The organism is Candidatus Electronema sp. PJ (assembly GCF_048287395.1).
In the GTDB taxonomy this organism is placed as follows: domain Bacteria; phylum Desulfobacterota; class Desulfobulbia; order Desulfobulbales; family Desulfobulbaceae; genus Electronema.
In genome coordinates, this window is sequence record NZ_JBLWEO010000062.1 from 37,919 (window position 1) to 63,531 (window position 25,613).

The following is a 25,613-nucleotide window of genomic DNA, read 5'->3' on the forward strand; positions in this document are numbered from 1 at the left end:
ACGTTGCGAGGAAGGGCAGCGCAGGTTGCCCAAAACTTCTCTCTTGACAAGCATGGCCAGCCGAAATAAATTCGGCGGTTATCCTCCTTCCCGATTCCCCGAAAAAATAAACTCCGCCATATCAAACGAAATGAATGCAATTCACGTCGAAAAGAATCCTGCCGAGCAAAGGTTGCAGAAGCTCGGAGTGCGCAGCTGGGCGATTTGGACAAAAGAGATTTCCAGCTTTCCGTGGCATTATGACGAGCAGGAAATCTGTTATTTTCTCGAAGGCAGCGTTGTTGTCACGCCTGCAAATGGCGAGCCTGTGCAGATCTGGAAAGGCGATCTTGTCACCTTTCCAGAAGGAATGGATTGCGTGTGGGAGATTAAAGAGCCTGTCCGTAAGCATTATCTTTTCGGATAGCATTTAGATGCTGCTTCTGTTTTAAACCAAGCAGGTTTGCTTGAGTGAAACGAAAGCGGACAGCTTTTACATCTCGGATTAAGGAGTATCAGAACCATTAAAAAGAGCGGGAGAGTGATCAGATACATTGACCTGTTTGCCGGAGTCGGCGGTTTCCGCTATGCCATGCAACGTGCGGCGGCAGAGTTTGGCCTTGCTGCCGAATGTGTTTTCAGCAGCGAGATCGACAAAGAATGCCAACGGGTCTATCAGGCAAATTTTGGTGAACTGCCGCAGGGCGACATCACAGCAATTCCGGCTGCATCAATTCCAGAGCATGATATTCTTCTGGCGGGTTTCCCTTGCCAGCCTTTCAGCATCATCGGCCAGCGAAAAGGTTTTCAGGATGCCAGAGGCACGCTTTTTTTTGAGATTGCAAGAATCCTCGACGCAAAGAAGCCCTCTGTCTTTGTTCTTGAAAACGTGAAGCTGCTGGCAGGACACAACAAGGGAGAGACCTTGCGGACAATCTTAGAAATATTGCGGGAATTGGGCTATAATGCCGGATACAAGATTCTCAATGCGCTGGATTTCGGCTTGCCGCAGAAAAGAGAGCGCATCTTTCTTGTCGGTTTCCGCAAGCCTTGCCTGTTTCAGTGGCCTGCCGCAAAGATGCACATGCGCCCGCTCAAGGATATTCTTGAACATGAGGTGGCTGAAGAGTATTTTGCCTCGGAGCATATCAGAAAGAAGCGGTTGAGCCGAAAGCAGCCTTCAGCAGAGCCGACTATCTGGCATGAAAACAAATCCGGCAATATCAGCGCATATCCCTTTTCCTGCGCCTTGCGGGCAGGAGCTTCCTATAATTATCTGCTGGTCAATGGAGAACGGCGGCTGACAGCCAGAGAAATGTTCCGGCTACAAGGATTTCCAGAGGACTTCAAGATCATTTCCAGCTATGCCCAAGCCAGGAAACAGGCAGGAAACAGCCTGCCCGTGCCTGTTGCCAAAGCGGTGATTAGGAATGTGCTTGAAGCTTACGGATTGGTTCCTTTGAATTCACAGGAAACAGCTGTCCGTCAGCTTAATTTGTTTACAGCAGAAAGAAAATATAATGAAATCGCCAAAGCTGCGGACGGTGGAAAAATATCAGCCGCCGTATCCGCTTAACAAGTTTCCTGAACATTTTGCAGTCAACTTAGGCCGCGAGGTCATTTATCTGCTTGCCAGCAGAGGGAAAGATGCCCGGCTTGAAGGACAGGACTGGGAAGAGATTTTTGCCCGCTTAATCGGGGCGGAATGGAAACCTTCCAATGTCGGACTTGATGATGTCGTGTTGGAGCAGACCGCTTGGGGTGCCAAAACCGTCAAAAATCCCAAACCGTCCACAGTCGCCAAAGTGCGCCTCATCTCAGGACGCAATTCACCTGTGTATTCCTTTGGCGACAAAGAAATAAGCAGATGCGAACCGAATGAGCTTGGTGAAAAAATTTTGGCGATCTGGAATGAACGGGTTGCTGGAATCCGCAAGCTGTACCGGCATGTCCGAACTGTAGTGCTGATCAAGTCCAACGATCTGCTTGAACTTGCTGCGTTTGAATTTGACACGATTATGTATCCTGCTGATCAGTATTGGTGGCAATGGAATGAACGCAACAATCTTGAAGGATATACCAAGACGGATGAACGACATTTATTTACTTGGCAGCCGCATGGCTCTCAGTTCACCATTATTGAAAATGTTCCTGAAGAACGGCTGGCGGTAAGAATAAAAGAACCTCCGTTACTTGACCGCGATGAAGTGTTGCGGTCGATCAAATTTGATCCGTCTTGGATAACTATTTTATGATTAAGTATGAAACGAGGGCGAATACGGCCAACAACGGCCCGTTCACCGTTTAAATCGCCCCAAAATCAATTGAAATCAACCCGATTCATACTTGAATCACCCTGTTTTCGATTTAAATCGACACGATTTCAATGTGAATCATCCCGTTTTCAACTTAAATCAAGGCGATTTCAACCGAAAACGGCCTGAAGTCAATTTGAATCGACTCAATTCACACTTAAATTGGGCCGTTTTCAATTTAAACCGGAGCAATTCACACTTGAATCGGGCTGATTTCAATCAGAATCAGGGCAATTTAAGTGTGAATCGTCCTGATTTCAACGCAAAACGCCCCGATTTAAACGTGAATCAGGACGATTCAAACGAGCTTTCTCCAAGAAAAAACGAAAAAATACCGGGAAAATACTGGCATTGAGGCATATGCGGTCTTGCAGTTCAGGAAGCACAACAAACATCAGAGCAAGGAGGGTCGAAACATGCGTTTTCCGAAACGCAGAACTGTGACGCGGAACAGCAGCAGCGGGATTGAAAGATTCTTCTCGCCGCCGGGTCTTTTCAGTCGCTTCTGGCGCGGTTGCATCCCAGCGATCGTAGGCGGTGGAAAAGCAGGCCGCGTTTGACGCGCTTGCCTGCGGTGCTGAACGCATGGGGTGAGTCCGCTTTCGCGAAATGAAAGCGGACAGTGTTTGCTACTAAATTTTTTATTCATAACAAGAAAAAATGTCTATAACGCATTTGATTATATTCCTTTTGCAGTTTTTTTTCCTTGTACCAGCCCTGTTCTGGTTTTTCAAAAAATCTACCAAGGGTAGCAGAAAAAGAAAGATATTGTTGGTACTAGCACTTGCCTCAGTTTGTTATGCCTCACTCGATGCTTACTTTCATAGATATCTGATTGGGAGTGACATCTATTATGTTTTGGGTGACTGGAAAAAAAGTGGTGATATTGCTGAAAGGGGATTTAACTATACTGAAAACAAGTCGGAACTCCATGAGTTTCTTTATGGTCGATATAGCTTATATCGAAAAATAAAACGCGCTAAAGAAAAGGAAAAACCTGATAGTAAACAGGCTCCGCAACCAGAATGATCAAGTTAACTACAGGCATGAAAGCCATCGCCGTCGGCCTGGGCGCATCCGGGCTGGCGGCGGCGCATGTCTGGTTCAGTCAAACTGCATGAAACGAAAGCAGACAGACTGCATCCCGCAGAATTGGAGGAAATCGAAATGAGCAATTATATGCGAACAAACTCCTGCCTGAAGGTGTGTCGCGCCTTCTTCATGCCAGTTGCTCTTTGTCTGCTGGCGGCATCGAATGCTTACGCTAATTATTATCCTATCGGCGAAGAATTTGTATTTCCATCCTCAATACTTATCGGGTTGTTCTTCGAAGTTTCCGCCATCTCCATTTATTTCAAGAAAAGCTGCAAGCTGGAAAGTGTTAAATTCAGAATTTCACTGTATGCTTTTAATATATTCACAATGTTGTTTCTCTTTCTTGCCATAGCAGATCTAGATTATCTTTCGTCTTCTGAATACTTATTCCTTATAAGTCTTATATTATTTGAAGTGGTTATAGTGTTGGCTGAAGGATATTTTATTTATCATGTTTTGAATAATTTCTTTCTCGCCGACAAGAAGGTTTCTTTTTTGAGGTGTATAGCTGTTTCATTTGTAGGGAATATTATTTCTTTTCTTGCTGGTGCGATCGCAACAAACATACTTTTTTCTTTTACTGATTTATTCAGACCTGAAAGAATCTTGCATCATTCTCGCAAATCAATTTAAAGCAGCTTACTGTCATGAGATTTGCTTTTTTTGGGAAAAAGATTTTTGCATAACCGGAAGTCATAACCATGATCGAACTGAAACCAAAAACGAAAGCTGTGTCTGTTGGCCTGGGTAAATCCGGGCTGGCGGCAGTGAATTTCTGGTTCAATCAAACTGCATGAAACAAAAGCAGGCGGATTGTATCCCGCTGAATTGAAGGAAATCGAAATGAGCAAGTATATGCGAACAAACTCCTGCCTGAAGGTGTGTCGCGCATTTTTCATGACAGTTTTTCTTTGCCTGCTGGCGGCATCGAATGCTTACGCCTGCACCCCCCATTATGTTATTGTTTTTGAGCAACAATTTGTATTCCCGTCTTCAATACTTATTGGGCTGTTTCTCGAAGTTTCCGCCATCTCCATGTATTTCAAGAAAAGCTGCAAGCTAAAAAGTGTTAAATTTAGACTTTCACTATATGCTTTTAATATCTTCACATTATTGTTTCCATTTCTTGCCATGACAGGAGTGGATTATATCATGTCTTCTGATAATTTTTTGTTTGCGAGTTTTATTTCGCTTGAAGTTACTATGGTGTTACTTGAAGGATATTTTATTTGTTGTGTTTTGAATAATTTTTTTCTGACCGACAAGAAGGTTTCTTTCCTGAAGTGTATTGCTGTTTCAGTTGCAGGGAATATTATTTATTTGCTTTCTTTGGTACTTGCATTCTGCACGCTTCATGATTTAGCTTTCAATTTAATTGAACATTATTAATTGTCTATGTATTTATTATATGTTATAAAAATATTTTCATAACCATGATCGAACTGAAACCAAAGACGAAAGCTGTGGCCGTCGGCCTGGGCAAATCCGGCTTGGCAGCGGTGCAATATTTGCACAGCCTGGGGCTGCAAACCGCTGCCTCGGAATACAAAAAGCAGATCACAGCGGAAGAGCAGGCTGTGCTGGCAGCGTGCGGCGCAGCGGTGGAACTCGGCGGCCATACGCCGGAATTCTTTGCCGATGCCGAATTGATTGTGGTCAGTCCCGGTGTTCCGACTAATCTTCCTGTGTTGAACGCTGCCCGCAGCCGGGGTGTGCCGGTTGTCGGCGAACTGGCCTTGGCTGCGGGGCGCATCCAAGTGCCGGTGCTTGCCGTGACTGGATCGAACGGCAAAACCACTGTCACCAGCCTGATCGGCCAGTTGCTGCGCAGCTCCGGCAAAAAGACCTTTGTCGGCGGCAACATCGGCACGCCGGTTTTGGACTGGTTGTGCGAGCCGGACGAGGCCGAAGCTGCGGTGCTAGAGTTGTCCAGCTTTCAGCTCGACATGGCGGGCGCGTTTCGGCCTGACATCGCCCTGTTGCTCAATCTTTCGCCGGATCACATTGACCGGCACGGCAGCTTTGAAAACTACGCCGAGGCCAAGCGAAAGATTTTCGCCCGCCAAGGCCAAGCGGACATCGCTATTCTTGGCGCGGACGACCCGTTAGTTGCAAGCAAACCAGTGACAACCGCCGGAACCGTGCTGTATTTCGGCACGCAGCAAGGCTGCCGGGCGAAAATCGAAGGGCAGCAGGTGCGGCTTGAACCCGGTTTCGCTGCGGACGGCACGGCGGAGGTTTACGATTTATCCGCCACCCGGCTCAATTCCTTGGTTAATATGTATAACGCGGCGGCAGCGATTTTGGCCGCGCGGGCCTTTGGTTGTTCTGTCGAAGGCATCAAAGCGGGTTTGGCCGCCTATCAGCCGCCGCTGCATCGGATGACTCCTGCCGGGGAAATCAACGGAGTGCGTTTCATCAACGATTCCAAAGCGACAAATATCGGCGCAGTGCAGGCGGCCTTGGCTGGCTTCAAAAAAGATGTGATTCTGATTGCGGGCGGACGGAACAAGGGCGGCGATTTCACCGAGCTGGTTCCCGCTTTTCATCAGCATGTCAAGCAGGTTGTGCTGATCGGCGAGGCAGGGCCGGATTTGGCTGCCGCTGCTGAAGCCGCCGGAATCGGATATCAGTTCGCAGACGACATGGGCGATGCCGTGCGCAAGTCCTTTGCAGCGGCAAAGCCAGGAGAAACTGTGCTGCTCGCCCCAGCCTGCGCCAGTTTTGACATGTTCGATAACTACGAGCATCGGGGAAGGGAGTTTATGCGGTGCGCTGCGGAACTGGCAGCATCTTGCTGAATGAAAACACTACTGACGCGGATACAAGACACGTTTCCCCTGCCGGAAGAGACGGTCGTTCCCTTCCGAGAAGCGGAAATCTGCTATCGTGCCGGGGCGTATCGCGCCGCCTTGCTCTTTTCCTACATCGGCTGGGGACTCACGCTCCGGTCACGCTTGCTGCGGGCGGCATGTCCGGCAGGCATTCCGCTGGAGAAATGGCAAAAGCATCTTGCCAACCTGCGCTGTGAAGACCAGTGGGATCATGAAGTTTTTGAGTTAACCAAACAGCAAAAACCGGCTCCTGTTTTCCTTGTTTCTGAAGACTTGCGGCATCAGGTGCGCTACTGGAAAGACAGGCGCAATGACTGCGCCCATTTCAAAACGAATGAAATCGATCATTCGCATGTGGAGTCCTTCTGGCATTTCATCTTCTCGAATCTGGGAAAGTTCGTGCCAAATGGAAGTGCCGCCGCTCTCCTGAATGAAATTGTTCTTTATTTTGATCCGAACTTTACCCCGCCTAACGCGCCGCTTGATCCAATCATTGAGCGAATTCCGCACTGTGTTGAACGTGATGAGCTATCTCAATTCTTTGAAGATTTGGTAGAAAAAATATCCTCAAGTTCTGACACAGCTCGTGTGTTTGATGCACTTATCCGTATCACCAATAACTATACAGTAAATACGGTTAGGAATTTTTTGGTCAGTCACAAGCACTTCCTCAGCTTACTCCGCAACTTTCCGCAACACGTTATTCTCCTTGACCAGAATCCCGATTTAGTACGTTGCCTATGGCGAAAGCATCTTTTTTCGAGATATCATCACAACGACCTCAAAGTGTTTGCAGCTTTATTGCGTGCTAATATGATTCCTCAAGAGGAAATCGCTGAGGCAAATGACAAAGCAGTCACTGAGCTTACAGGAAATATCCCAAGCCTGGTAGATAAACAGACACTCGATCAGTACGGTTTCTTTGCTGTATTTTCCGAAAGAGCTTTTACAGATGGCTTATTAGACGATTTCGGATGGGGGAATATAAATGCGAAATTAGTTTGCTGGTATCTTGGATCATATCCAATTCCAGTTGAAGCTGTTCGTTCGATATGTTCTATATTCACCAGAACATATTTTCCTCGGAAAGCATGTGATAGATTGACAGAACTGTTTAAAGACAATTTAATCAAACGGCATGAATTTGAAAAGATAGCCCAGCAAGAACAACTGGCTTTGCCTGAAGCGATATTCGGAGAGTGAGCAGGTAACTTGGATAGAAATGGAAGTTATGTTCAGAGTTCAGAAGTGAGAAGGCTTAATTCCCAGCGCGTCATTATCACCAGACGTAGCACAGCTTGGCCCCTTTCTTCCAAGATCGCTTTGCTTGCTCTGATCTGAAAAACTGCTTGTTCCCGACCAGCTTTCCAATGAGCAAAAGCTGTTCCCGAACATCCAGGAAGAGATTTTGGACATCTGGGAGCTACTCGCGGACGTTCGCCAGGAGTTTTTCAACAAGCAAAAGCTGCTTCGGAACCTTCATGAGGAGATTTTGGATATCCTGGAACTGCTAGCGGATGTTCGCGGCCAGCTTGTAAACGAGTGAAAGCTCCTTCGGAACGTCCAAAAGCTCTTCGGTAATGTTCGTTGCCGAGAAAAACTCCTTTGCGGCTTGGCCAAACTTCTTGCCAACCGAGCCGCACTCGTCTCCTGCTCACTCTTTTTCCTGCGGCCTGACCGCTGTCAACACAACAACCTGATGCAGCAAAAAACAGAACTATATTGCGTCGAATCAGCCCTCTGTTTGCTCGGCAAGACTTGGCAACCAGACCAGACGCAGCTTGAACCGCTGCTGCCGGATGGCTCTTTGCGCCGCTTCTGCCGCCTTGTGCGCGAGGACGGAGCGCGGGCCGTAGCTGCCGCGCCGCCGCCAGGCGATGCGGCTGGTCTGCGCGAAGCCAAGGCGGGCTGGCAAATTGGCCGCCATCTCTTCGCCTGCGGTGCGCCGGTGCCGGAGCTGCTCGCCTTTGACGAGGCCAGCGGCCTGCTTATCTGCGAGGACTTGGGCGATGTGCGCCTGCACGATTTGGTGCTGAAGCACGGGGCTTATTCGGCTGAGGTCATCGCGCTCTACCAGCAGACTGTGGCCGAGCTGGCCAAGATGCAGGTGCGGGGCCGCGAGCACTTCGATCCCGCTTGGTGCTGGGACACGCCGCGCTATGACCGCCGCGTCATGCTGGAGCGCGAGTCCGGCTACTTCCTCCGTGCGCTCTGCCGCGACCTGCTCCGGCTGGACGTTGACGAGGCCGCCTTGGCGCGGGAGTTCGCCGCGCTGGCAGACAGTGCCGCGCAGGCCGATGCCTCCTTCTTCCTCCACCGCGATTTCCAGAGCCGCAACATCATGGTGCTGGACGGGCGGGTGCGCTTCATTGATTATCAGGCTGGACGGCTGGGGCCGCTGGCTTACGATCTCGCCTCGCTGCTGATTGACCCTTACGCCGCTCTGCCACAGGCCATGCAGGACGCGCTGCTGGAGCACTACCTCGACGCGCTCAACGCCCTGCTGCCCTACAGCCGCGAGCAGTTCCGCCGCGAATACCTGCTGCTGGCCGTGCAGCGCAACCTGCAAATCCTCGGTGCCTTCGCCTTTCTCAGCAGCCAGCGTGGCAGGCCGTTCTTTGCGCAGTACATCCCTCCGGCCCTGCATTCCCTGCGCCGCCTGCTTGCCAAGCTCCCTCCGGCGGAGTATGCTTGCCTCCGCGCTGCAACTGAGCAGTGTTTGCGCAGCATCAGCCAGCACTGAAGCCGCGCTCCCTTCACATCCCTGCTGACAGGAAAGCAGACATGGACATCTCAGGCTTTGCCAAGGTTGCCCCGTATCTCACCCACCCGCTGGTGCTGGTGGGCTTTGTGCTGATGCTGGTCTTCGGCATCCACTCGCAGCTGATGAAGTCCGGGCTGCTGCGGCAGGTGAATCAGAAAGACAGCAGCCTGATCATCAGGCTTTTCCTGCGCTACGGCTTCTGGCTGGCCTTGACGCTACTGCTGGCAGGCGTTAGCCTGTCTGCGTGGAACAGCTACATGGAGAAGGAGAAGGTGCAGATTCAGGCGGTGGATGCGGACAAGCTGGCTGAGAAGCTGCTTGCTCCGCTGCAAGGGCAGCTCTCGGCCAAGGATGAGCAGATCAAGGTGCTGACTGAAGCCATCACCGCTCTATCAAAGACTGGCGCGCCTGCCGCAAGCATCAACGATGCTTTGCAGGCATTGCAGCAGGGCGACACTGCCAAGGCGCAGGCAATCTTTGCTGAGGTGCTGCGCAGCAAGGAGGCGGAAGGCAGGCAGGCGAACAAGGAAGCGGCGGCGGCAGCCCGCCACTTGGGCGCATTGGCTTCTATAACTAAACCCAAAGAGGCGTTGCTTGCCTACCAAAAGGCAGTGGAGCTTGACCCGGACAATGCGGACGGATGGAAGCAGCTTGGTGATCTGTTACTGTATCGTACAGAGACAAGGGAGCTTGCGCAGGCAGAAGAAGCGTTTCGCAAGGTGCTATCCTTGGGAGAGGCGCAGCAGAATAAAAAGTGGCAGGCAGCAGCTCTCAATAATCTTGGCCGTTTGGCGCAGATGCGCGGCGAGCTGGACAAAGCAGAGGAAATGCTCAAAAAAGGCCTTGAGATGAGCGAAGCTTTGGGATTTAAGGAAGGCATGGCAGCGTCTTACAGCACTCTGGGCTTTGTGGCGTATCACCGCGATGAGCTGGACAAGGCGGAGGAGATGTACAGAAAGAGCCTTGCGCTCTGCGAAGCCTTGGGATTTAAGGAATGCATCGAGACGGAATACCTCAGGCTGTGTCTTGTGTATAATGCACGAGGCGAATTAGACAAGGCCGAAGAGATGTGCAGGAAGAGCATTGATATCGTCGAATCCTTGGGATATAAGGATTGGACGGCGGAGAACTACGCCACTCTGGGCGATGTATATGAGAAACATGGCAAATTAGACAAGGCCGAGGAGATGTACAGGAAGAGCCTTGAGATCAGTGAAGCCTTGGGCCACAAGGAAGGTATGGCAAGCGACTACGGCAATCTGGGCCTTGTGTATCAGACACGCGGCGAGCTGGACAAGGCGGAGGAGCTGTGGAAGAAGAGCCTGAGCCTGTATCAGGAAATGGGAGCAATGCAGCACGAAGGTGCCAAGATAGTGCAGCAGTTGCTGGACAAACTGGCCCAAGAACGCGCCAGCCAACCCGCACCCCCTGCGGCCTCTCCCCGATAGCAGTATCGGAACAAGCTCGACAGTGCTTTCGGGCTGACTCGATAGTGGTATCGGGCTGGCCCGAAAGCACTTGCGGGGAAGACCTCTGCAAGCTGGGCATCGTCTGACCTTGGAGCCTTCCTCACAGCCTGCTTGCCAAAATCCCCGCAGACGAGTATCCTTGCCTCTGTTACGTCACTGAGCAGTGTCTGCACAAAATGAGCAGTCTTTAACCCTCGCCCTGAATCGCTTTGAACTCCGCCTCCTGCCCCTTAGTCGCTCTGATTGGCCGGCCAAATGTCGGCAAGTCCACTTTATTTAACCGCATCACCCGTAGCCGCGATGCAATTGTTGATCCAACCCCTGGTGTCACCCGCGACCGGCATTATGCGCAGGCCAGCTGGGAAGAGCAGTCCTTTATGCTGGTGGATACTGGCGGCATTGAGGATGGCGATGGTTTCAGCGATCATATCCGCCATCAGGCTATGCAGGCAATCGAGGAGGCGGACATTATCATCCTGCTTTTGGATGGCCGCCAGGGGGTAATGCCTGGTGATCATGAGTTGGTGGATCTGCTCCGGCGCACTGACAAGACAGTCTTTTTTGCGGTCAACAAGATTGACTCGCCCGAGATTGAGGACAGCCTGTTAACCCCGTTCTGGGAGCTGGGCGTTGACCAGCTCTGGGCCTTGTCTGCTGATCACTCCTACGGTTTCGGCACCTTAATGAATGCCTTAGTCGAGAAATTGGGCACCACCGAAGCCCCGCCGGAACTCCCAGAGAGCACTATTCGCCTGGCATTTCTTGGTCGGCCCAATGTGGGCAAGTCCTCGATGATCAACGCCATCATGGGCCAAGAGCGAATGATTGTCTCTGAGGTTGCAGGTACAACCCGCGACTCTGTTGACACCTTGTTGACCCGAGACGAGCACAGCTACCTGCTTATTGACACGGCTGGCATCCGGCGTAAGGGCAAGACCCAGGACAAGCTGGAAAAATTTTCCATTCTCAAGGCTCTCAAATCCCTTACCCGCTGCGACATCGCGGCAGTGCTGATTGATGCGGAAGAAGGCATCACTGAGCAGGACACCAAAGTGATTGGCTACACCCAAGAGCACGGCCGCGCGCTCCTTATTTTAATCAACAAGTGGGATTTGATCGAAGGCGACAAGAAGCGGCAGGAGCAGCTCCTTGCAGCGGTGGAGGAGGCGGTCAAGTTCATCCCCTTTGCCCCGGTGTTCAAGGTCTCGGCCAAGACTGGCTCAGGCATCAAGCGGCTCTTCCCGGAAATGGGCAAGATGCACCGCCAGTTCTATCAGCGTTTTCCCACTGCTGCCCTTAACCGGCTGTTAGAAGAGGCCAAAGCCAAGCATGAGCCGCCCATGTATCAGGGCCGCAGGCTGAAGCTCTTTTATACTGCCCAGATTAGCACAGCCCCGCCCTCGTTTGCGGTGATTGCCAACTATCCCAAAGGGATTCATTTCTCCTATCAGCGCTATCTGACGAACCGCTTTCGGGAAGGATTGGGGCTAGACCGGGTACCGCTGCGACTACTGTTTCGGGAGAGAAGCGGCAGAACGAAGGGGGGAAAGGAAGGGGGAGAAAATGAATAGGCCCGACAATAATGCCAGGCCTTAGCGCAAAAGGTTCAGCAGTGTTGCTTTAATTCACAGTCATAGGCACTGCCTTTGCGGCTTCTTCTGCATTTTGGTACATTTTAAAAATGCTGTCAAGGTGGGTTACTGAGAAGATATTTCTGACATTTTCTTCAGCACCACAGAGCAGCAGCTTTGTCTTCTTTTGAACAGGCTGCATGACGGAAAGAATGGCTCCGAGTCCGCTGAGATCTATAAAATTCACACCATGCAAATCAAGGATAACAGCTTTTGGCGGAGCTATCTTTTTTCCTATCCTTGCATTCATGGTTTTCCGAAAAACAGGGGCAGTACGGGAATCAAACCGACTGTCTTCATAGCGAACTAACATGTAATTATCATAATCTTGAATAGTCATGATTAAATTTCCTCTATCAAAAACGTTGGATTGATCTCCAACTGGCTGCGCAATCACTTCTCTCTTAGTACTCATTCTTATATATTTTTTAGAGTACAAAAAAATATACCCTTCTGTCAAGGTGAAAGCAAAACTTTTTTGTATTTTATCCTCTGCTTTTTTCTTAGCAGGAAGAACAAGAATTTTAACACGTTATTTTTTCTTCGCAATGCAATAATTGTGCCTGATTAGGCTGCTGCGCAGCGTTATAGTTGAGAATCATTACCAACCTGTTGTTTTTCCATTCAAAAAGAGTTCAACTTTTTAAATCCGCAAGCAGATAACTTGCAGTCGGGTTCTCTGTTTAGCAGCTTGAAATGGGTATTTTTTACTCAATACGATGATTCCATGTATATTTTTTACCCACCGAAATCAGCTTCCTTCCGCTCTCCCTTGCCATTGTCGAGCGATTCGATTAAGGTAAAGATGCTATGCCTGGTATCGGCAGTGGAATATTGTTTTGCCTACAACTCTCATCTGACCCCATGAAATCCTGCCGCAACTGGGCAGCTGATATTATGACCAACCTGATGCTCGCCCCCTCCATCCTCTCCGCCGACTTCTCCCGCCTTGGTGAGGAGATCAAGGCCGTAGAAGCCGCTGGTGCTGACGTGATCCACATTGATGTGATGGACGGGCACTTTGTCCCAGCCATCACCATAGGCCCGCTGGTGGTGAAGGCGGTGCGGAAGGTGACGCAGCTGCCCTTGGACGTGCATCTGATGATCACTGAGCCAGACCGCTACCTGAAGGACTTTGCTGAGGCCGGGGCCGACTGGATTACCGTCCATGCCGAGGCCTGCGTGCATCTGCACCGGACGCTGCACGCTATCCGCAACCTCGGCAAGAAGGCTGGCGCGGTGCTCAATCCCGCTACGCCGCTGTCTGCGCTGGACTATGTGCTGGAGGAAGTGGACTTAGTCATGCTGATGAGCGTCAACCCTGGCTTCGGCGGCCAGTCCTTCATTCCCTCGACGCTGGGCAAGTGCCGCAAGCTGCGCGCCATGCTCGACGAGGTCAACCCGGCGGCAGGCATTGAGATTGACGGCGGCATCAGCCCGAAGACCATCAAGGCGATGGCTGAGGCTGGTGCCAACATCTTTGTGGCTGGCTCGGCTGTGTACGGCCAGCCAGACTACGCAGCAGTCATTCGCGAGATGAAGGAGCTGGCTAAGGGCAAGTGAATCATGACCCTGCTGGAGCGGTATCAGCACTGGGGCGAGATCGTCATGCGGGTCTTCCGCTTCGATCTCCAGACGCATTTCTTCTGGGGCTTCGTGCTCACCCTGCTCGGCGTGTACTGGCCACCGCTCTACCTTTCCGGCCTGGCGGTGAATGTGATCAAAGAGGCCCTTGACCTCTGGAGCAAGCAGCTCTGGAGCTGGGACGATGTGGTGCTCGGCATTGCCGGGTGGCTTGCCGCGCTCGGCTATCTGCATTCCTTAGACCTGTTGGTGTGCTGAACAAAGGAGGATACCAAGAATGACGACATGGAAGGACTTTGCTGACTTGAAGGCAGTGCAGAAGTTGGCGTACCTGGCGCAGCAGCCCTACAACCTAGCCCAGTCTGACAGCCTGCCGCCGGAGCGCATTGCCGCCAGCCGCGCCTCGGCCTGCGGCTTTGATTTGCTCTACGCCACCCAGCGGGTTGACGACCGTGTGCTGGCTGCCTTGCAAGAGCTGGCCGACGAGGCCGGGCTGGTGGCGCAGCACCAAGCGATGCAGCGCGGCGCAGTGATGAACCGGATCGTCGGTCATGCCAGCGAAGAGCGGCAGGTCTTGCACACTGCCTGCCGTGATGTGTTCAGCGACACGCCGCTTGCGCCGGAAGCCACAGCCCAGGCCAAGGAGCAGCTCGCCCGGCTGCGCAGCTTCTTGGTGGACGTGGAGAGCGGCACCATCTGCAACGCCAAGGGTGAGCACTTCACCACCATGCTGCAAGTCGGCATCGGCGGCTCTGACCTTGGCCCCCGCGCCCTGTATCTGGCCTTGGAGAAATACCGCCTGCCCGGACGCGCCGCCCGCTTCATCGCCAACGTTGACCCAGACGATGCCGCTGCCGTTTTAGCCAGTCTCGACCTCTCCCGCACCCTGATCAACGTGGTGTCCAAGAGCGGCAGCACGCTGGAGACCCGCACCAACGAGGAGCTGGTGCGCGCGGCCCTGACTGAGGCCGGGCTGAATCCGGCCAAGCATCTGGTCGCGGTGACTGGCGCGGGCAGCCCGATGGATGATCCGGCCAAGTATCGCGCCTCCTTCCACATGTATGACTACATCGGCGGGCGGTATTCAGCGACCTCGATGGTCGGCGGAGTGACACTGGGCTTTGCGCTCGGTTACGAGCAGTTCATCGAGGTGCTGCGTGGGGCGTATGAGATGGACACAGCGGCTGCTCAGGCGGACATCCACAGCAACCTGCCCTTGCTCATGGCCCTGCTTGGCATCTGGAACCGCAACTTCCTCGGCTGCAACACCGTAGCCGTGCTGCCCTACAGCCAAGCCCTGCTTCGCTTCCCGGCGCATCTCCAGCAGTGCGACATGGAGAGCAACGGCAAGCAGGTCAGTCGCTTGGGCAATCCAGTGACGTGGAAGACCGGCCCTATCGTCTGGGGCGAGCCAGGCACCAACGGCCAGCACGCCTTCTATCAGCTCCTGCATCAGGGCACAGAGATCGTGCCAGCTGAATTCATTGGCTTCCGCCGCTCGCAGCATGGGCGGGACATCACGGTAAGCGGCACGACCTCGCAGCAGAAGCTGGTCGCCAACATGCTGGCCCAGTCGCTGGCAATGGCGCAGGGACGCGAGCACGACAACCCGAACAAGCGTTTCGCAGGCAACCGGCCCAGCTCAGTGCTGATCGCCGAGCAACTCACCCCATACACAATGGGCGCACTGCTTGCCCTCTATGAGAACCGCATCGCCTTCCAAGGCTTCTGCTGGAACATCAACTCCTTTGATCAGGAGGGCGTGCAGCTCGGCAAGGTGCTGGCCGACCGCCTCTTAGCTGCGTTGTCCGGGGAAAAGGCACTCAGCGCAGACGCATCAGAGAGCAGCCTGCTCAAGGCGGCGGGCATGGCCGGGTGAGCTGCGCGGCCACACCCGGCTGTGACGGTTTGCCTCACTCTGCTGAGGCAGTTTGCCTCACTCTGCTGAGGCAGGTTGCCTCACCCTGCTGAGGCAGTTTGCCTCACTCTGCTGTGACGGAAATTCACAGCCTCCAGTCTCCCCGCCACCTGTAGGGGCAAAAGATTTTTTGCCCCTACCCTTTCCCACCAATCCCCTCCAATATGGCGCGGATGACAGCGGCCTCCATATAATTCAGCGGCTCGCAGAGGGTGCCTTCATCGCGCTCGCCGCTGAGGATGCGCTGGATGGCGGCTTTCACGTTTGCCCCCGCCTCGCCGTAACGGGCTAAGGCAGCTTCCACGCCGCTGCCCTGCACCACCGCTGCAATCAGGGCTTCATGCTGCCGAAGCTACTGCCGCCAGCCGGGGAAGGCCAAATATACCTGCCTGCTCTTGGCGCGGTAGGCCGCAGCTTGGTTGCTCTCTCCCTGCTGGCTGGCGATGTCGGCAAGAATATCGTAGATTATCCATATCTGCGCTGCTGCCGGATTAAGGGTTTCCTTAATGGCCAGCGATTCCTCAGCCAAGGCACGGGCCTCGTCCAAACGAGCTGGGTCTTTGGCCAGCAGGCTGGCAAGATTGCTGAGGGCATGGGCAGCATTGGGCCAGTCTTTTCCCTCTTTGAAAGCTGCCAAGGCCTTGCTGTACCACTGCTCCGCCTCTGCCGCACGGCCTGTGGCCTCGCAGACTTGGGCAAGCTGCTGCCAGCTTGTGCCAGCCCCATTTGTGCCAACAATCAAGCCCTGCTCCTCCTTCAATCGAGAGGATTGCCGATAGGCCTGCTCTGCCGCTGCCCAATTCTTTCCCTCCTGATGCACCCTGCCCAACTGATACCAAAGCACAGCCTCGCTGGTAGGCTCGTTGATGCGCTGAAAGAGGGACAGGGCTTCTATATATCGCTCTGCTGCCTCAGCCAGCTTGCCTTGCATTCTGAACAAGGTGCCGAGCTGTCCTTTGCTTACCGCAACACTTCGCGTATCGCCTTGCTCTTCAGCAATCTCCAAGCCTGCTTGATATGCCTCCTTTGCTCCCCTCCAGCACCCTTTAGCAGTTAGCAGATCAGCCAAGTCAGTCCAGGCAAAGCCGGTTTCTCGTCTGACCTGTTCGTACTGCTCCAACTGGGCCAGCTCGGCCAGTACCTGTCGGTAGAGCTGCTCAGCCTGAGCAAACTGGCCTTGAAAGTCGTAGCATCGGCCAAGCCTGTGCAGGGTGATGCAGCGATTATAGCTTGCTGTCTCCTTAATTTCAGCCAATATCTCCTGAAAGACCTGTGCTGCTGCGGCAATCTGGCCGCTCGCCTGGAGCTGCTCGCCTAAGTTGCTGCGGGAGAGGAACCATGCCTGCGAGCCGACTGCGTCGCCTGGCTTGGCTGCCGCCTCTGCCAGTTCCTGACAGTCCCGCCGCAGCCCGAAGTATCGGAGAAACCAACTAACCCTTTCAGCAAAGTCCACGCTCTCCTCACTCCTGCCTGTCTGCAAGACGGCATGGACTGCTCGGAGCAGATTGGGCAGCTCGTGCTGGGCAATGGCGCGGGCGGCATGGGGAGTCGTTCTGTCCAGCTCGTACAGCATTGCGGAAAGTTGATGATACACCTGCTGATAGCGTTCCAGCAGTTCTTCTTGCTCCTCCATGCCCAACTTTTGCCATAAGGCCGGGGCTAAGGTCGGGTGGAAGCGGAGAAAGGTCATGTCAACCACCGACAGCCGCTCGTCCTCCATCAGTCCGGCCCGGAGCAGATGGCTGCGCAGCTCCTGCCAGTCTGCCTCCTCAATGCCGGTCACATCCTCCACTATCGCTTCCAATCCTCCCCCGGCAAAGACACCCAGCCTGTTCAGCAGCGGCAGGCAGTGCTTGGGCAGTCGCTCAATGGACAGCTCCAGCGAGGCGAGCAGGCTGCGGTCTTCCCGGTTCACGGGCTGCAAGGCCAGCAAGGCCTCCAGCCGTTCGCCCACATCAGAGGCGGCGCGCTCCTTCAGCTGCTGCGCCAGCAGGCTGATGGACAGGGGATGAAAACCCACCTTCTCAAAGAGCCTGACCAAGACATCGCGTGGTGGCCGGGGCATGGTTGGCTCTGGTGATAAGCTGTACATCTTATCGAACCAGGCCACGGCATCGTTCTCTTGCAATCCCTGCAAGAGCAGGTGCCGATGATCAAAGCTGCCTGCCAGCGGATAGGCAGGATGATGGAAGTCCGGCTGCCGCGAGGTGAGCAGGACGCGGCTTGCTCCGGCCTCTGACCACAGCGCGGCGGCATCCAGCAGCTCATGCAGCCCGCGCCCGTCGGCCAAGCTCTCCAAGTTGTCGAGAATCAGCAGAGTGGGCACGCGCTTCAGCGATGCCTCGGCAGCAGCCGCATCCACCAGACTTTCCTGCAAAACCGCGCTCATGGTGCTGATGGCCACAGCCACCGGGTCAAGCCCTTGATAGCTGGCAAAGCTGACAAAGCAGGCCCGCTCGAAGAGCTTGGTACGCAGCAGCCAGCGGCCTGCTTCCAAGGCCAGCGCGGTCTTGCCTTGGCCGCCAAAGCCGGTGATCGAGATACGGCGGCAGCTGTTCACTGCAAAGAAGCGTTCGATCTGCCACAGCTCCTTGCTGCGGCCAAAGAAGCCGGGCCGCTTCGGCTTAGGCAGATTGGAGAGCGGCTCCGCTTTCGGCGGCAGGCTGTCCGCATCCGCCGCACTGAGCAGGGCCATGTCGTTCCCGCTCTGATACAGGGTTGGCAGGAACCAGTCGTGCAGTTCCAGCTTAAACTCCTCTGCGCCGCCCGCACCGCGTAGCTGGGTGATGCGCTCAGACTTGGCGCAGAGAGCGTGCCGGGCTTCGTCCAGCGAGCGGGCCACACTCCTGCCCATGAACAGGCTGCGGTAGAACTCGGCAAAGAGCTGCTCTGCTGTCGTCACCAAGACGCTGTAGCTCATGGCGATGACCGTAGGAATGCCCGCATGAACGAGCTGGTCCGCCACGCCGCTCATCGGGTCTTCGCTGTCCATCATCGCCGACCGACAGGCCGAGAGCACCACTAAACCGGTATGATTGCTATTGAGCAGGTCGCCAAAGACCTTGCCCGAAACTCTTTTTGTACCGCCCCACTCGCCCTCAAAGAGAAGCCAGCCCTGCTTCCTGTCAGTACCGTCACCGCTGGCTAATACGCCGTGGCCGTCAAAGTGGATAATATCTACCTTGGGGAGACGATCATCCTCCAGCCGCGTGCGCAGAGCCTTCAGCGTGGCCAGGCGGAGGAACTCCACTTCCACCCGTGCCTGTTCCTGCTTGTCGAGGGCATCAAGCACCGCCTCTGCATCGCCGCGCGGGTTGATGAAGCCAGCTTCGTCTGGCCGACTGAGGATAAAGAGCAGATGCAGCGCAGTCTTGGCAGCACGTGGCTGCGGGCTGCGTCCTTGTCCTGCGCTCGGCAAGCCCCGGCGGATGGAGATCGGTGGGTTCTCGTTGAAGAGAAAGGAGCCGCCCGGCGTGGCAAGCAGCTCCCACGGCAGGGAGAGCACAGCCGGATGATCGGCGGCAATGCTGAGGACACGGCCTTCCTCCGCAGCCTCCACGAAGCGATTAAAGAGCCTCTCTGCTTTGCGGTCGCTGTCGAATACGGCGGAGAACAAGGCAGCTCCCCAGACCGGCAGCTTGTCGCGGACTGCGGCGGCCCGTTCATCATCCGGCTCGGCAGAGTAGGTAGTGGCGTATTTCTCCACATACCAGCCTATTTCTTTGAGATTGTCCTCTGTCAGCGGACTGATGAACTGAGCTGACTGGCTGCTGTCCGGGTACTCACCAGACAGAGAGACGGACACATGGGTCGGGTTGGAAAAGACAAGACGCAGTTCAAGGGGCATGATCAATACTCCTTCAATATAAAGATGCCTGATCGCCAATTTCGAGAGAGGATCCTCAGAACTTTGGCCAGAGGAGCCTCAGAGTTTTGGTCCGAGGCTCCTCTGAAGATATTTCATAGGCTCCTCAGAGCGAGCTGGTCAGTATTCCTCGCAAATGGCTTTCAGGCCAATGTGCAGGACAATCACCGCAAGGGCCACAGCCAAGATGTGCAGGGCATTACCGGAATAGCCCATTCCCACGAGGATAGCTCCGAAGGACTCCAGCACGCTTTTGCTGCTCAGGTCGCGGTATCGCTGCCACTGCGCATTCAGCACGCCGCCCTCGTCGCACAGATCGCTGTGCGCTGCCTGCTTAAACCGCTGCCAGAAGCTGCGCGGCTCCTCGTTGGTCGCTGCGGCAATGGCCTGCCACTGCGCTGGCAATCTGTCAGTGATGTCCTGTGGCACTAAGTCGCCATCCTTGAGCGGGGACAGTGCTGATTCGTCCTGTAGCTGCGTAAGCTGCTGGTCAATCTGAAGGGACAGGCTGGTGAGCTGGTCGGGGGTGAAGGGGCTGGGCATGGTGTCCTCTTTGGTTAAGGTGGATACAGTAAACTGAGGCGGGATAAATGACTCAACAAAGGCAGCAGGATGGTCATTCCGGCGCGGAACCTTCCTGTGCCTCCGTTTCACCCCGCATGAGCGGAACATTACCACTCAGTTGCTAAAAATCAATGCAGATCTAGCAGAGATGTGGTTATAATCATTCAACAGAAGAGCAGAGACAGAGGAGCTAAGGTGCAATTCGCTCGAGGTGCTGTCTTTTCTTGAGGAGAATAACGCTTGAAGAGAGGGGGAAGATGCGACCACACCTAGCCAATCTAACCAGGAGGAACTACTGTAGATGAATCTTGTTCTCTTGGCCCAAGAAGAGATTGAAGGTGATATCGTCCAGCTGACAGACTTCAGGGCAGAGCATATCCGCAAGATACTAGGGCTGGCGGTTGGTGATACGCTGCGTCTGGGGATCATCAATGGTAAGCTGGGGCAGGGGAAAGTCCTTGACCTGGATATGCAAACCGTGACGCTCAAGGTGCAGCTTGACCGAGAGCCGCCACCGCCGCCACTGGTCGAGCTGATTCTCGCCCTGCCTCGCCCGATCATGCTCCAGCGCATTCTCAAGCAAGCAGCTACCCTGGGCGTGCGCCGGATTCATCTGCTACGCTCGGCTAAGGTGGAGAAGTCGTTCTTTCACTCCCCGGTCTTGCTGCCGCACAAGCTCCAAGAGCTACTGTTAGAGGGCCTCCAGCAAGCAGCTGTGGATACTCGCCTACCTGAGGTCTGCATCCATCCACAGTTTAAGATCTTTATGTACGATCTGCTGCCGGCAATGGCTAGGACTGGCTGCCGACTGCTGGCGCACCCTGGCTTGGAAAACACGCTGCCTGAGGTCTGGCCGCGTCATCATAAGGAGAGCATCCTTCTGGCCATAGGCCCAGAAGGAGGTTGGAATAACTTCGAGGTGGCGTGTTTTCAGGAGCAGGGCTTTGCTGGCTTTACTATGGGATCGAGAATCCTGCATGTAGATACAGCAGTGACCGTCCTCTTAGGGCAGATAGACCTGCTGCAAAGGATTTCGAGCGTCACTACTTCCGCTTATCTGTAGCCAGCACCGAATAGAACTTGTCGATCATCCGCTTGTGGCTGAGGGCCACGCTGGAGTCGCGTAGGAGGAGTGCAGTCATGTCTTTCTCGGAGATCGGTGTGCTGAAGAGATAGCCCTGGCCTTCATCACAACGGCTCTTCTGCAAGAAGAAGAGGTGCTCTTCGGTCTCGATCCCCTCTGCAATCACCCGGAAGCCTAGGTTCTTGGCAATGGAGATAATACCCAGGGTGATGGCTGCATCCGTCTTGTTGGTGGTGACATTGGTAATGAAGGAGCGATCTATCTTGATCTTATCGACCCGCAGATGTTGTAGGTAACTGAGGGAAGAATAGCCAGTGCCAAAGTCATCAATCGCTGTCTTAACCCCCTGCGCTCTAAGCTTGTTGATCAGATCAACGGTGAAGTCCATATTCTCGATCAGTACGCCTTCCGTGAACTCGACTTCCAGTCCTTCAGGTGGATAACCGCTGCCTTCAATGCAGCTCATGATCTGATGATAGAGATCGCGTCGGCGAAGGAGTCTGCCGGATAGGTTAACAGCCATGATGAACTTCTTAAAACCCATGTCCCGCCACTTTTTCCCTTGTATGCAGGCCTTGCGAATCAAATCCAGGCCCATCTTCTCAATCAGGCCTGTTGATTCAGCAATGGGGATAAAGGCCGCAGGCGAGATCATCCCCTTCATCGGATGCACCCAGCGGGCTAGGGCTTCCATGCCACAGATAGAGCCGTTGGTCAGGCTGACTTGCGGCTGATAGTAGTTGATCAGCTCGTTATCTGCCACGGCCTTGCGCAGGTCATTCTCTAAATACAGGCTGTCAGCAGCCTGTATTTTCATGCCACTGTCCCATTGGCTGATCCGGTTGCCGCCCTCGCTTTTGGCAGCCTCCATGGCCGTGTCTGCGTTGCGCAGGATCTCTAATGGACTGCCGCCGTCATCTGGGTAGATGCTAAAGCCAATGCTGGGCCGGATCAGGATGGCCCGGGATTCGTTGTCCAGCGGCGTGCGGAAGCGAAACATAATCTTCTCGGCCAACTTCTTCGCTCGTTCGCGGTCAGCAGGAGGTGGCAAGACGATGGCGAACTCGTCTCCGCTGACCCGGGCCACTAAATCAGCTCCAGCATCGTCAGCGCATTTCTTCAGGATGGTGGCAACGCTGCACAAGATCTTATCACCAAAGCCAGGGCCGAAGATACGGTTGATTCGTTTGAAATGATCAAGATCAACATAAATCAAGGCAATGCCGCTCTCCGACTCTTTGCCAAGCAACGAGATGGAATCCTCAAGGTACTGCTGAAAGGAAGGCCGATTCGCCAAGCCGGTCAGGGCGTCGAGGCCAAGGCTGGAAGAGAGCTGGCTCTCTTTGGCTTCAGATGACTCAGCGCAGTGTTTGAGGGCAGTAGCTGTATCTTGCGGTAAGAGCAGACAAATATAGCCTTTTTCTCGACCTTCCTCGTCGCCCTCGCTGCGGGTGATGGAGATGGCAGAGGGCTGGAGCTGGCAGTTCTGCTCCTCCTGCCTGTCTTTTAGAACGGCCTTGCCCTGCCAGTTACCCTTTTCCTCAGCCTCCTTCAGGGCCTCTGCCACGGTTAGCTCTGGTTCAGTCAGCGTGATGAGCTGGTCAAGGTTTTTGGTCTGCACCGCATTCAACGTGCAGCCGCAGCGGTTGAGGAAGACCGGATTGGCATACACAACCTGCTGCTCCTGACTGACAAAGAGAATGCCGCAGCTCTGGCTGTCCATGACCTGCCGCCGGATAGACAGCTCCTTCTGCATCCTGAAGGAGGCGGTTCTGGCTTGATGGAGCTGGGCCTTATACTGCGTGAGCTGCTGATGGAGAATCTCTACGCTGACATCTCCTGTTGGAGGTTCTGATGCGCTGTCCTCCTCGAGTATCTCTGTCGGCGGCAACTCTGGTTCTGGCGCAATAGTGAGCTGGCTCTCCTGCGGCTTTTCCGCCTTCTGGTCAGGAAGGACATTTGCTACTCCCGCCCCCTGTGGCTCGCGGGCTAAGGCAATAGTGCCCCAGCTCATGATGTTCTCTTCACAGAAGATGAGTACCGGCACACTGTGACCCAGCGGCAGCCCCTTGCTCTTTGCCACTGGCCTAACCGTGATGCTAAAGCTGGCCAGGCCGGTCTTTGCCACCGTAATCAAGCGGGCGAACTGGCGGAATGGCTCGACAGTTAGCTGTGGCTCCTGGATCCCCATCACCTCAAAATCGAGCTGGAAGACAGTCTCCTGTTGCTCGGCAGAAGCAGGTAGGCGCAGCGTCTCCGGGTACCAGGCAATGACCGCACTGGCACTGGTGCTGTTCTTGTTTTTATCAAGAAAGGGAAAAGGGCTTCTGAACCGGCAGAATTGGCAGGTGAAGCTGTTGGTCTCAATTAAGGCCGGGGTCAGAGTGATGCTGTTCCGCTGTCCGCATTCCTCACAGAAGAGAATCATAGATATTGCATCGGAAGAGTAAAAGATTTACTGTACACCCTGCGCCGCCCGCAACAAAAACGGCGGTAGAAAATCCAGCGGGCTGCCCGTCATTTCTCTGTTGGTGAAAATACCATGTATTCCGGCTGCGGTCAATGACCGGGCAGGCTTTATCTGTCGTATATCCCAGCTGTTTTCTATCAAAACGCCATGCAATCAGACCTGCCGAGAAAACAACTCCTGAGCACGGAAATGTTGTTGCCAGACTTCCAGTCTGACCAGCAAGGCGTGTCGTTTGAGGAACAGCGGAAGGGCCTACTGATGGTCTATACCGGTAACGGTAAAGGCAAAACTACTGCCGCCCTCGGCCTTACCCTGCGTTCCCTTGGCCACGGCTGGCCAGTCTGTTTCATCCAGTTCATCAAAGGGAGCTGGAAGTACGGCGAGCTGACAGCAGCGCACCGTTTTGCCGATCTGCTCGATTTTCACGTTGTAGGCCGGGGCTTCACCTGGAAATCCAACGATCTGGAAAAGGACACTGCCGCTGCCCACGCAGGCTGGGAACTGGCCAAGAGAATCTTGGCTGAAGGTCGGCATCAGCTCGTGGTGCTAGATGAATTGACCTACCTGATCCGCTATAAGATGCTAGCCGAGGAAGAAATTCTGGACACGCTGACCCGGCGCAGTCCTTCTGTGCATGTGGTCGTCACCGGTCGAGGAGCTGGCGAGCGGTTGCTGCAAGCCGCTGACTTGGTCACAGAGATGCACGAGGTTAAACACCCCTACCGGCAGGGAATCAGGGCGCAGCAAGGCATCGAATTTTAAGGCGAGACAGGTTCATCTCCTTCCTCCGGTTCCTGCCGCCGTTTCCTGGGGGAAGAGCGGTCTTCATCAAGCTGTTGGAGGCCTTCCATGAGCAGCTTCATAAAATAGCCAATCTCCGGCACGTCGAAATCCTCTTTGGGGAGACCGGGATTGAACTTGAAGCGCCCTTTCTTCTCCCGGAGTATGCGAAAAAACGCTTCCTTGCCCTTCAGCCCGTCGTAAGAAGCCTTGATCAACGCACCTTGCCGCATCGAAAAGCGGGCTGTACCTTTTGGCACTTCAGTGATGGTGAGGATGCCGGTTTTGCCATTGGTATGCAGAGTCTGGAATAGGGCTTCAGGCGGAATTTCCTCTAATCTGCCAATCATGCCAGAGGCATAGTCGTCAAAGCGGATTTTATTAGAACGGCTCAAACGCTGGGCCATCAGCTTGGTGAAATAGCGCTGCATAGTCGGATAGCGGTCCAGCACGAGCTGAAAATGGTGATGGTGGACGCTGAGAATTTTGCAGTCCATTGCCGCTTGCACTGTGGCTCCAATGTTCTCGTCGCAAATCAAACTCATCTCGCCGAAAATTTCGCCCTGCTCCAAGGTCGAGATGGAAATGCCGGTGTCGTTGAGGATATTCACCTTGCCTTCAGCAACAATGTACAACTTGCTGCCTGGCTCGCCCTGGCGAATGATGATGTCGTCCTTTTTGAACTCCTCCAGCTCGGCACTCCGCAGCAATTCAGCCAGGCTTTCTGGGCTGATGATCTGAAAAAAGGGGAAGCGGCTCAGGTCTTCCAGCAGGGCGGCAAGTTCTTTGTTGTTCCGCAGTAAAGCCTCCTGTTCCGGCCCCTGTCTGGGGTTTCTGGTATGCTCAAGGCGGAGAGACCCTGTGCAGCCGGTACAGGAGATCAAGCAGTCCGGGATTTGGTCAGCACGCTCGTACTTGATGATGATTTTGACCAAATCGCCGTAGAGGATTTCGCAGTTTTCTCGGCTCTGATTAGCATGAACAGCTGTACTGCTGACAAAGGAGCTGTCGCCGTTGGTCCGCATCATCACCGCCACGCCGGAAACCGTGAAGGAGTCGCCGTACTGGAATTTCGGACAGTTCAGGGTTTCGCACACCCGAAAAATGACTCGTGGAACTCCCATCGTCTGCTGACGCGCCCTGCCGCTCTCTCCGAAAATGAGGTGAAAAATCATGCCGCATGGTCTATTATGACCAGAAAATTTTCATGAACGCAACGTTTTTGTCGAAAAACCTGTTTCTTTCCGGCTGCCGCCGGACA

At 54.0% G+C, this 25,613-nt stretch carries 23 protein-coding genes; 16 read left to right on the forward strand and 7 right to left on the reverse strand.

Features of this window, described 5'->3' with window-relative positions; genetic code table 11:
- Positions 1-130 precede the first annotated feature (130 nt).
- From ACNKIB_RS09915 to ACNKIB_RS09925, 3 genes are all read left to right on the forward strand, one after another.
- On the forward strand, positions 131-406 hold the full coding sequence (locus tag ACNKIB_RS09915) for a cupin domain-containing protein (protein ID WP_417910460.1): 276 nt from the start codon (positions 131-133) through the stop codon (positions 404-406).
- Positions 407-520: 114 nt separating this feature from the next.
- Positions 521-1,555: a DNA (cytosine-5-)-methyltransferase gene (gene dcm / locus ACNKIB_RS09920; protein ID WP_417910389.1), complete on the forward strand. Its 1,035-nt coding sequence runs from the start codon at positions 521-523 to the stop codon at positions 1,553-1,555.
- On the forward strand, positions 1,500-2,234 hold the full coding sequence (locus ACNKIB_RS09925) for a hypothetical protein (RefSeq protein WP_417910390.1): 735 nt from the start codon (positions 1,500-1,502) through the stop codon (positions 2,232-2,234). Before dcm ends, ACNKIB_RS09925 begins: the two co-directional genes overlap by 56 nt.
- A 317-nt stretch (positions 2,235-2,551) precedes the next feature.
- Here ACNKIB_RS09925 and ACNKIB_RS09930 read toward each other — a convergent pair whose 3' ends face one another.
- Positions 2,552-2,881: a hypothetical protein gene (locus tag ACNKIB_RS09930; RefSeq protein WP_417910391.1), complete on the reverse strand. Its 330-nt coding sequence runs from the start codon at positions 2,879-2,881 to the stop codon at positions 2,552-2,554.
- A 73-nt stretch (positions 2,882-2,954) separates the two neighbouring features.
- Here ACNKIB_RS09930 and ACNKIB_RS09935 point away from each other — a divergent pair, with 73 nt between their 5' ends.
- The 8 genes from ACNKIB_RS09935 to der all read left to right on the forward strand — a co-directional run bounded on the left by ACNKIB_RS09935 (position 2,955) and on the right by der (position 12,027).
- Positions 2,955-3,323 (forward strand): hypothetical protein, encoded by a 369-nt coding sequence (locus ACNKIB_RS09935; RefSeq protein ID WP_417910392.1) that lies wholly within the window; start codon positions 2,955-2,957, stop codon positions 3,321-3,323.
- A 66-nt stretch (positions 3,324-3,389) separates the two neighbouring features.
- Positions 3,390-4,022: a hypothetical protein gene (locus ACNKIB_RS09940; protein WP_417910393.1), complete on the forward strand. Its 633-nt coding sequence runs from the start codon at positions 3,390-3,392 to the stop codon at positions 4,020-4,022.
- A gap of 210 nt (positions 4,023-4,232) precedes the next feature.
- A complete protein-coding gene (locus ACNKIB_RS09945) occupies positions 4,233-4,778 on the forward strand; it encodes a hypothetical protein (protein WP_417910394.1) in 546 nt (181 codons plus the stop codon).
- 44 nt (positions 4,779-4,822) lie between these two features.
- A complete protein-coding gene (gene murD / locus ACNKIB_RS09950) occupies positions 4,823-6,190 on the forward strand; it encodes a UDP-N-acetylmuramoyl-L-alanine--D-glutamate ligase (protein WP_417910395.1) in 1,368 nt (455 codons plus the stop codon).
- A complete protein-coding gene (locus tag ACNKIB_RS09955; RefSeq protein ID WP_417910396.1) occupies positions 6,191-7,426 on the forward strand; it encodes a hypothetical protein in 1,236 nt (411 codons plus the stop codon). It begins immediately after the preceding gene.
- Positions 7,427-7,835: 409 nt separating this feature from the next.
- On the forward strand, positions 7,836-8,966 hold the full coding sequence (locus tag ACNKIB_RS09960; RefSeq protein WP_417910397.1) for an aminoglycoside phosphotransferase family protein: 1,131 nt from the start codon (positions 7,836-7,838) through the stop codon (positions 8,964-8,966).
- Between the two features lie 41 nt (positions 8,967-9,007).
- Positions 9,008-10,435, forward strand: a complete 1,428-nt coding sequence (locus ACNKIB_RS09965; protein WP_417910398.1) for a tetratricopeptide repeat protein — start codon at positions 9,008-9,010, stop codon at positions 10,433-10,435.
- 230 nt (positions 10,436-10,665) lie between these two features.
- Positions 10,666-12,027, forward strand: a complete 1,362-nt coding sequence (gene der / locus ACNKIB_RS09970) for a ribosome biogenesis GTPase Der (protein ID WP_417910399.1) — start codon at positions 10,666-10,668, stop codon at positions 12,025-12,027.
- Positions 12,028-12,076: 49 nt separating this feature from the next.
- Here der and ACNKIB_RS09975 read toward each other — a convergent pair whose 3' ends face one another.
- A complete protein-coding gene (locus tag ACNKIB_RS09975) occupies positions 12,077-12,427 on the reverse strand; it encodes an STAS domain-containing protein (RefSeq protein WP_417910400.1) in 351 nt (116 codons plus the stop codon).
- Positions 12,428-12,951: 524 nt separating this feature from the next.
- Here ACNKIB_RS09975 and rpe point away from each other — a divergent pair.
- From rpe to ACNKIB_RS09990, 3 genes are read left to right on the forward strand one after another with little or no spacing between them, the layout of a single operon-like run.
- Complete coding sequence (rpe, locus tag ACNKIB_RS09980) at positions 12,952-13,650, forward strand: ribulose-phosphate 3-epimerase (protein WP_417910401.1); 699 nt, start codon at positions 12,952-12,954, stop codon at positions 13,648-13,650.
- Positions 13,651-13,653: 3 nt separating this feature from the next.
- Positions 13,654-13,929: a hypothetical protein gene (locus tag ACNKIB_RS09985; RefSeq protein WP_417910402.1), complete on the forward strand. Its 276-nt coding sequence runs from the start codon at positions 13,654-13,656 to the stop codon at positions 13,927-13,929.
- A 19-nt stretch (positions 13,930-13,948) separates the two neighbouring features.
- Positions 13,949-15,550 (forward strand): glucose-6-phosphate isomerase, encoded by a 1,602-nt coding sequence (locus tag ACNKIB_RS09990; protein WP_417910403.1) that lies wholly within the window; start codon positions 13,949-13,951, stop codon positions 15,548-15,550.
- A gap of 175 nt (positions 15,551-15,725) precedes the next feature.
- Here the strand turns inward: ACNKIB_RS09990 and ACNKIB_RS09995 are convergent, their stop codons facing one another.
- From ACNKIB_RS09995 to ACNKIB_RS10005, 3 genes are all read right to left on the reverse strand, one after another.
- Positions 15,726-15,908 carry a hypothetical protein gene (locus ACNKIB_RS09995; protein WP_417910404.1) on the reverse strand — a complete coding sequence of 61 codons (183 nt, stop codon included), beginning with the start codon at positions 15,906-15,908 and terminating at the stop codon, positions 15,726-15,728.
- A 33-nt stretch (positions 15,909-15,941) separates the two neighbouring features.
- The gene (locus tag ACNKIB_RS10000) at positions 15,942-19,436 is read right to left on the reverse strand and encodes a tetratricopeptide repeat protein (RefSeq protein WP_417910405.1); all 3,495 of its coding nucleotides are present in this window, start codon (positions 19,434-19,436) and stop codon (positions 15,942-15,944) included.
- A 138-nt stretch (positions 19,437-19,574) separates the two neighbouring features.
- On the reverse strand, positions 19,575-19,997 hold the full coding sequence (locus ACNKIB_RS10005) for a hypothetical protein (RefSeq protein ID WP_417910406.1): 423 nt from the start codon (positions 19,995-19,997) through the stop codon (positions 19,575-19,577).
- A gap of 322 nt (positions 19,998-20,319) precedes the next feature.
- Between ACNKIB_RS10005 and ACNKIB_RS10010 the strand changes: the two genes are divergently transcribed.
- Complete coding sequence (locus ACNKIB_RS10010; RefSeq protein ID WP_417910407.1) at positions 20,320-21,081, forward strand: 16S rRNA (uracil(1498)-N(3))-methyltransferase; 762 nt, start codon at positions 20,320-20,322, stop codon at positions 21,079-21,081.
- Here ACNKIB_RS10010 and ACNKIB_RS10015 read toward each other — a convergent pair.
- Positions 21,062-23,530, reverse strand: a complete 2,469-nt coding sequence (locus ACNKIB_RS10015) for a putative bifunctional diguanylate cyclase/phosphodiesterase (protein ID WP_417910408.1) — start codon at positions 23,528-23,530, stop codon at positions 21,062-21,064. The two genes, ACNKIB_RS10010 and ACNKIB_RS10015, sit on opposite strands and share 20 nt — an antisense overlap.
- 189 nt (positions 23,531-23,719) lie before the next feature.
- On the opposite strand from ACNKIB_RS10015, the gene cobO reads away from it, so the two are divergent.
- A complete protein-coding gene (gene cobO / locus ACNKIB_RS10020; protein ID WP_417910409.1) occupies positions 23,720-24,334 on the forward strand; it encodes a cob(I)yrinic acid a,c-diamide adenosyltransferase in 615 nt (204 codons plus the stop codon).
- Here the strand turns inward: cobO and ACNKIB_RS10025 are convergent.
- A complete protein-coding gene (locus ACNKIB_RS10025; RefSeq protein ID WP_417910410.1) occupies positions 24,331-25,476 on the reverse strand; it encodes a cyclic nucleotide-binding domain-containing protein in 1,146 nt (381 codons plus the stop codon). The genes cobO and ACNKIB_RS10025 overlap by 4 nt on opposite strands.
- Positions 25,477-25,613 lie beyond the last annotated feature (137 nt).

Bases quoted from the DNA above. Each gene is read 5' to 3' on its own strand.
- cobO (WP_417910409.1), top strand. From the start codon at position 23,720: ATGCAATCAGACCTGCCGAGAAAACAACTCCTGAGCACGGAAATGTTG.
- ACNKIB_RS09935 (WP_417910392.1), top strand. From the start codon at position 2,955: ATGTCTATAACGCATTTGATTATATTCCTTTTGCAGTTTTTTTTCCTT.
- ACNKIB_RS09915 (WP_417910460.1), top strand. From the start codon at position 131: ATGAATGCAATTCACGTCGAAAAGAATCCTGCCGAGCAAAGGTTGCAG.
- ACNKIB_RS09965 (WP_417910398.1), top strand. From the start codon at position 9,008: ATGGACATCTCAGGCTTTGCCAAGGTTGCCCCGTATCTCACCCACCCG.
- ACNKIB_RS09930 (WP_417910391.1), bottom strand. From the start codon at position 2,881: ATGCGTTCAGCACCGCAGGCAAGCGCGTCAAACGCGGCCTGCTTTTCC.
- ACNKIB_RS09990 (WP_417910403.1), top strand. From the start codon at position 13,949: ATGACGACATGGAAGGACTTTGCTGACTTGAAGGCAGTGCAGAAGTTG.
- ACNKIB_RS10005 (WP_417910406.1), bottom strand. From the start codon at position 19,997: ATGCCCAGCCCCTTCACCCCCGACCAGCTCACCAGCCTGTCCCTTCAG.
- ACNKIB_RS10015 (WP_417910408.1), bottom strand. From the start codon at position 23,530: ATGATTCTCTTCTGTGAGGAATGCGGACAGCGGAACAGCATCACTCTG.
- ACNKIB_RS09940 (WP_417910393.1), top strand. From the start codon at position 3,390: ATGTCTGGTTCAGTCAAACTGCATGAAACGAAAGCAGACAGACTGCAT.
- rpe (WP_417910401.1), top strand. From the start codon at position 12,952: ATGAAATCCTGCCGCAACTGGGCAGCTGATATTATGACCAACCTGATG.
- ACNKIB_RS09955 (WP_417910396.1), top strand. From the start codon at position 6,191: ATGAAAACACTACTGACGCGGATACAAGACACGTTTCCCCTGCCGGAA.
- ACNKIB_RS10025 (WP_417910410.1), bottom strand. From the start codon at position 25,476: ATGGGAGTTCCACGAGTCATTTTTCGGGTGTGCGAAACCCTGAACTGT.
- ACNKIB_RS09985 (WP_417910402.1), top strand. From the start codon at position 13,654: ATGACCCTGCTGGAGCGGTATCAGCACTGGGGCGAGATCGTCATGCGG.
- murD (WP_417910395.1), top strand. From the start codon at position 4,823: ATGATCGAACTGAAACCAAAGACGAAAGCTGTGGCCGTCGGCCTGGGC.
- ACNKIB_RS10010 (WP_417910407.1), top strand. From the start codon at position 20,320: ATGAATCTTGTTCTCTTGGCCCAAGAAGAGATTGAAGGTGATATCGTC.
- ACNKIB_RS09925 (WP_417910390.1), top strand. From the start codon at position 1,500: ATGAAATCGCCAAAGCTGCGGACGGTGGAAAAATATCAGCCGCCGTAT.
- ACNKIB_RS09945 (WP_417910394.1), top strand. From the start codon at position 4,233: ATGAGCAAGTATATGCGAACAAACTCCTGCCTGAAGGTGTGTCGCGCA.
- ACNKIB_RS09975 (WP_417910400.1), bottom strand. From the start codon at position 12,427: ATGACTATTCAAGATTATGATAATTACATGTTAGTTCGCTATGAAGAC.
- ACNKIB_RS10000 (WP_417910405.1), bottom strand. From the start codon at position 19,436: ATGCCCCTTGAACTGCGTCTTGTCTTTTCCAACCCGACCCATGTGTCC.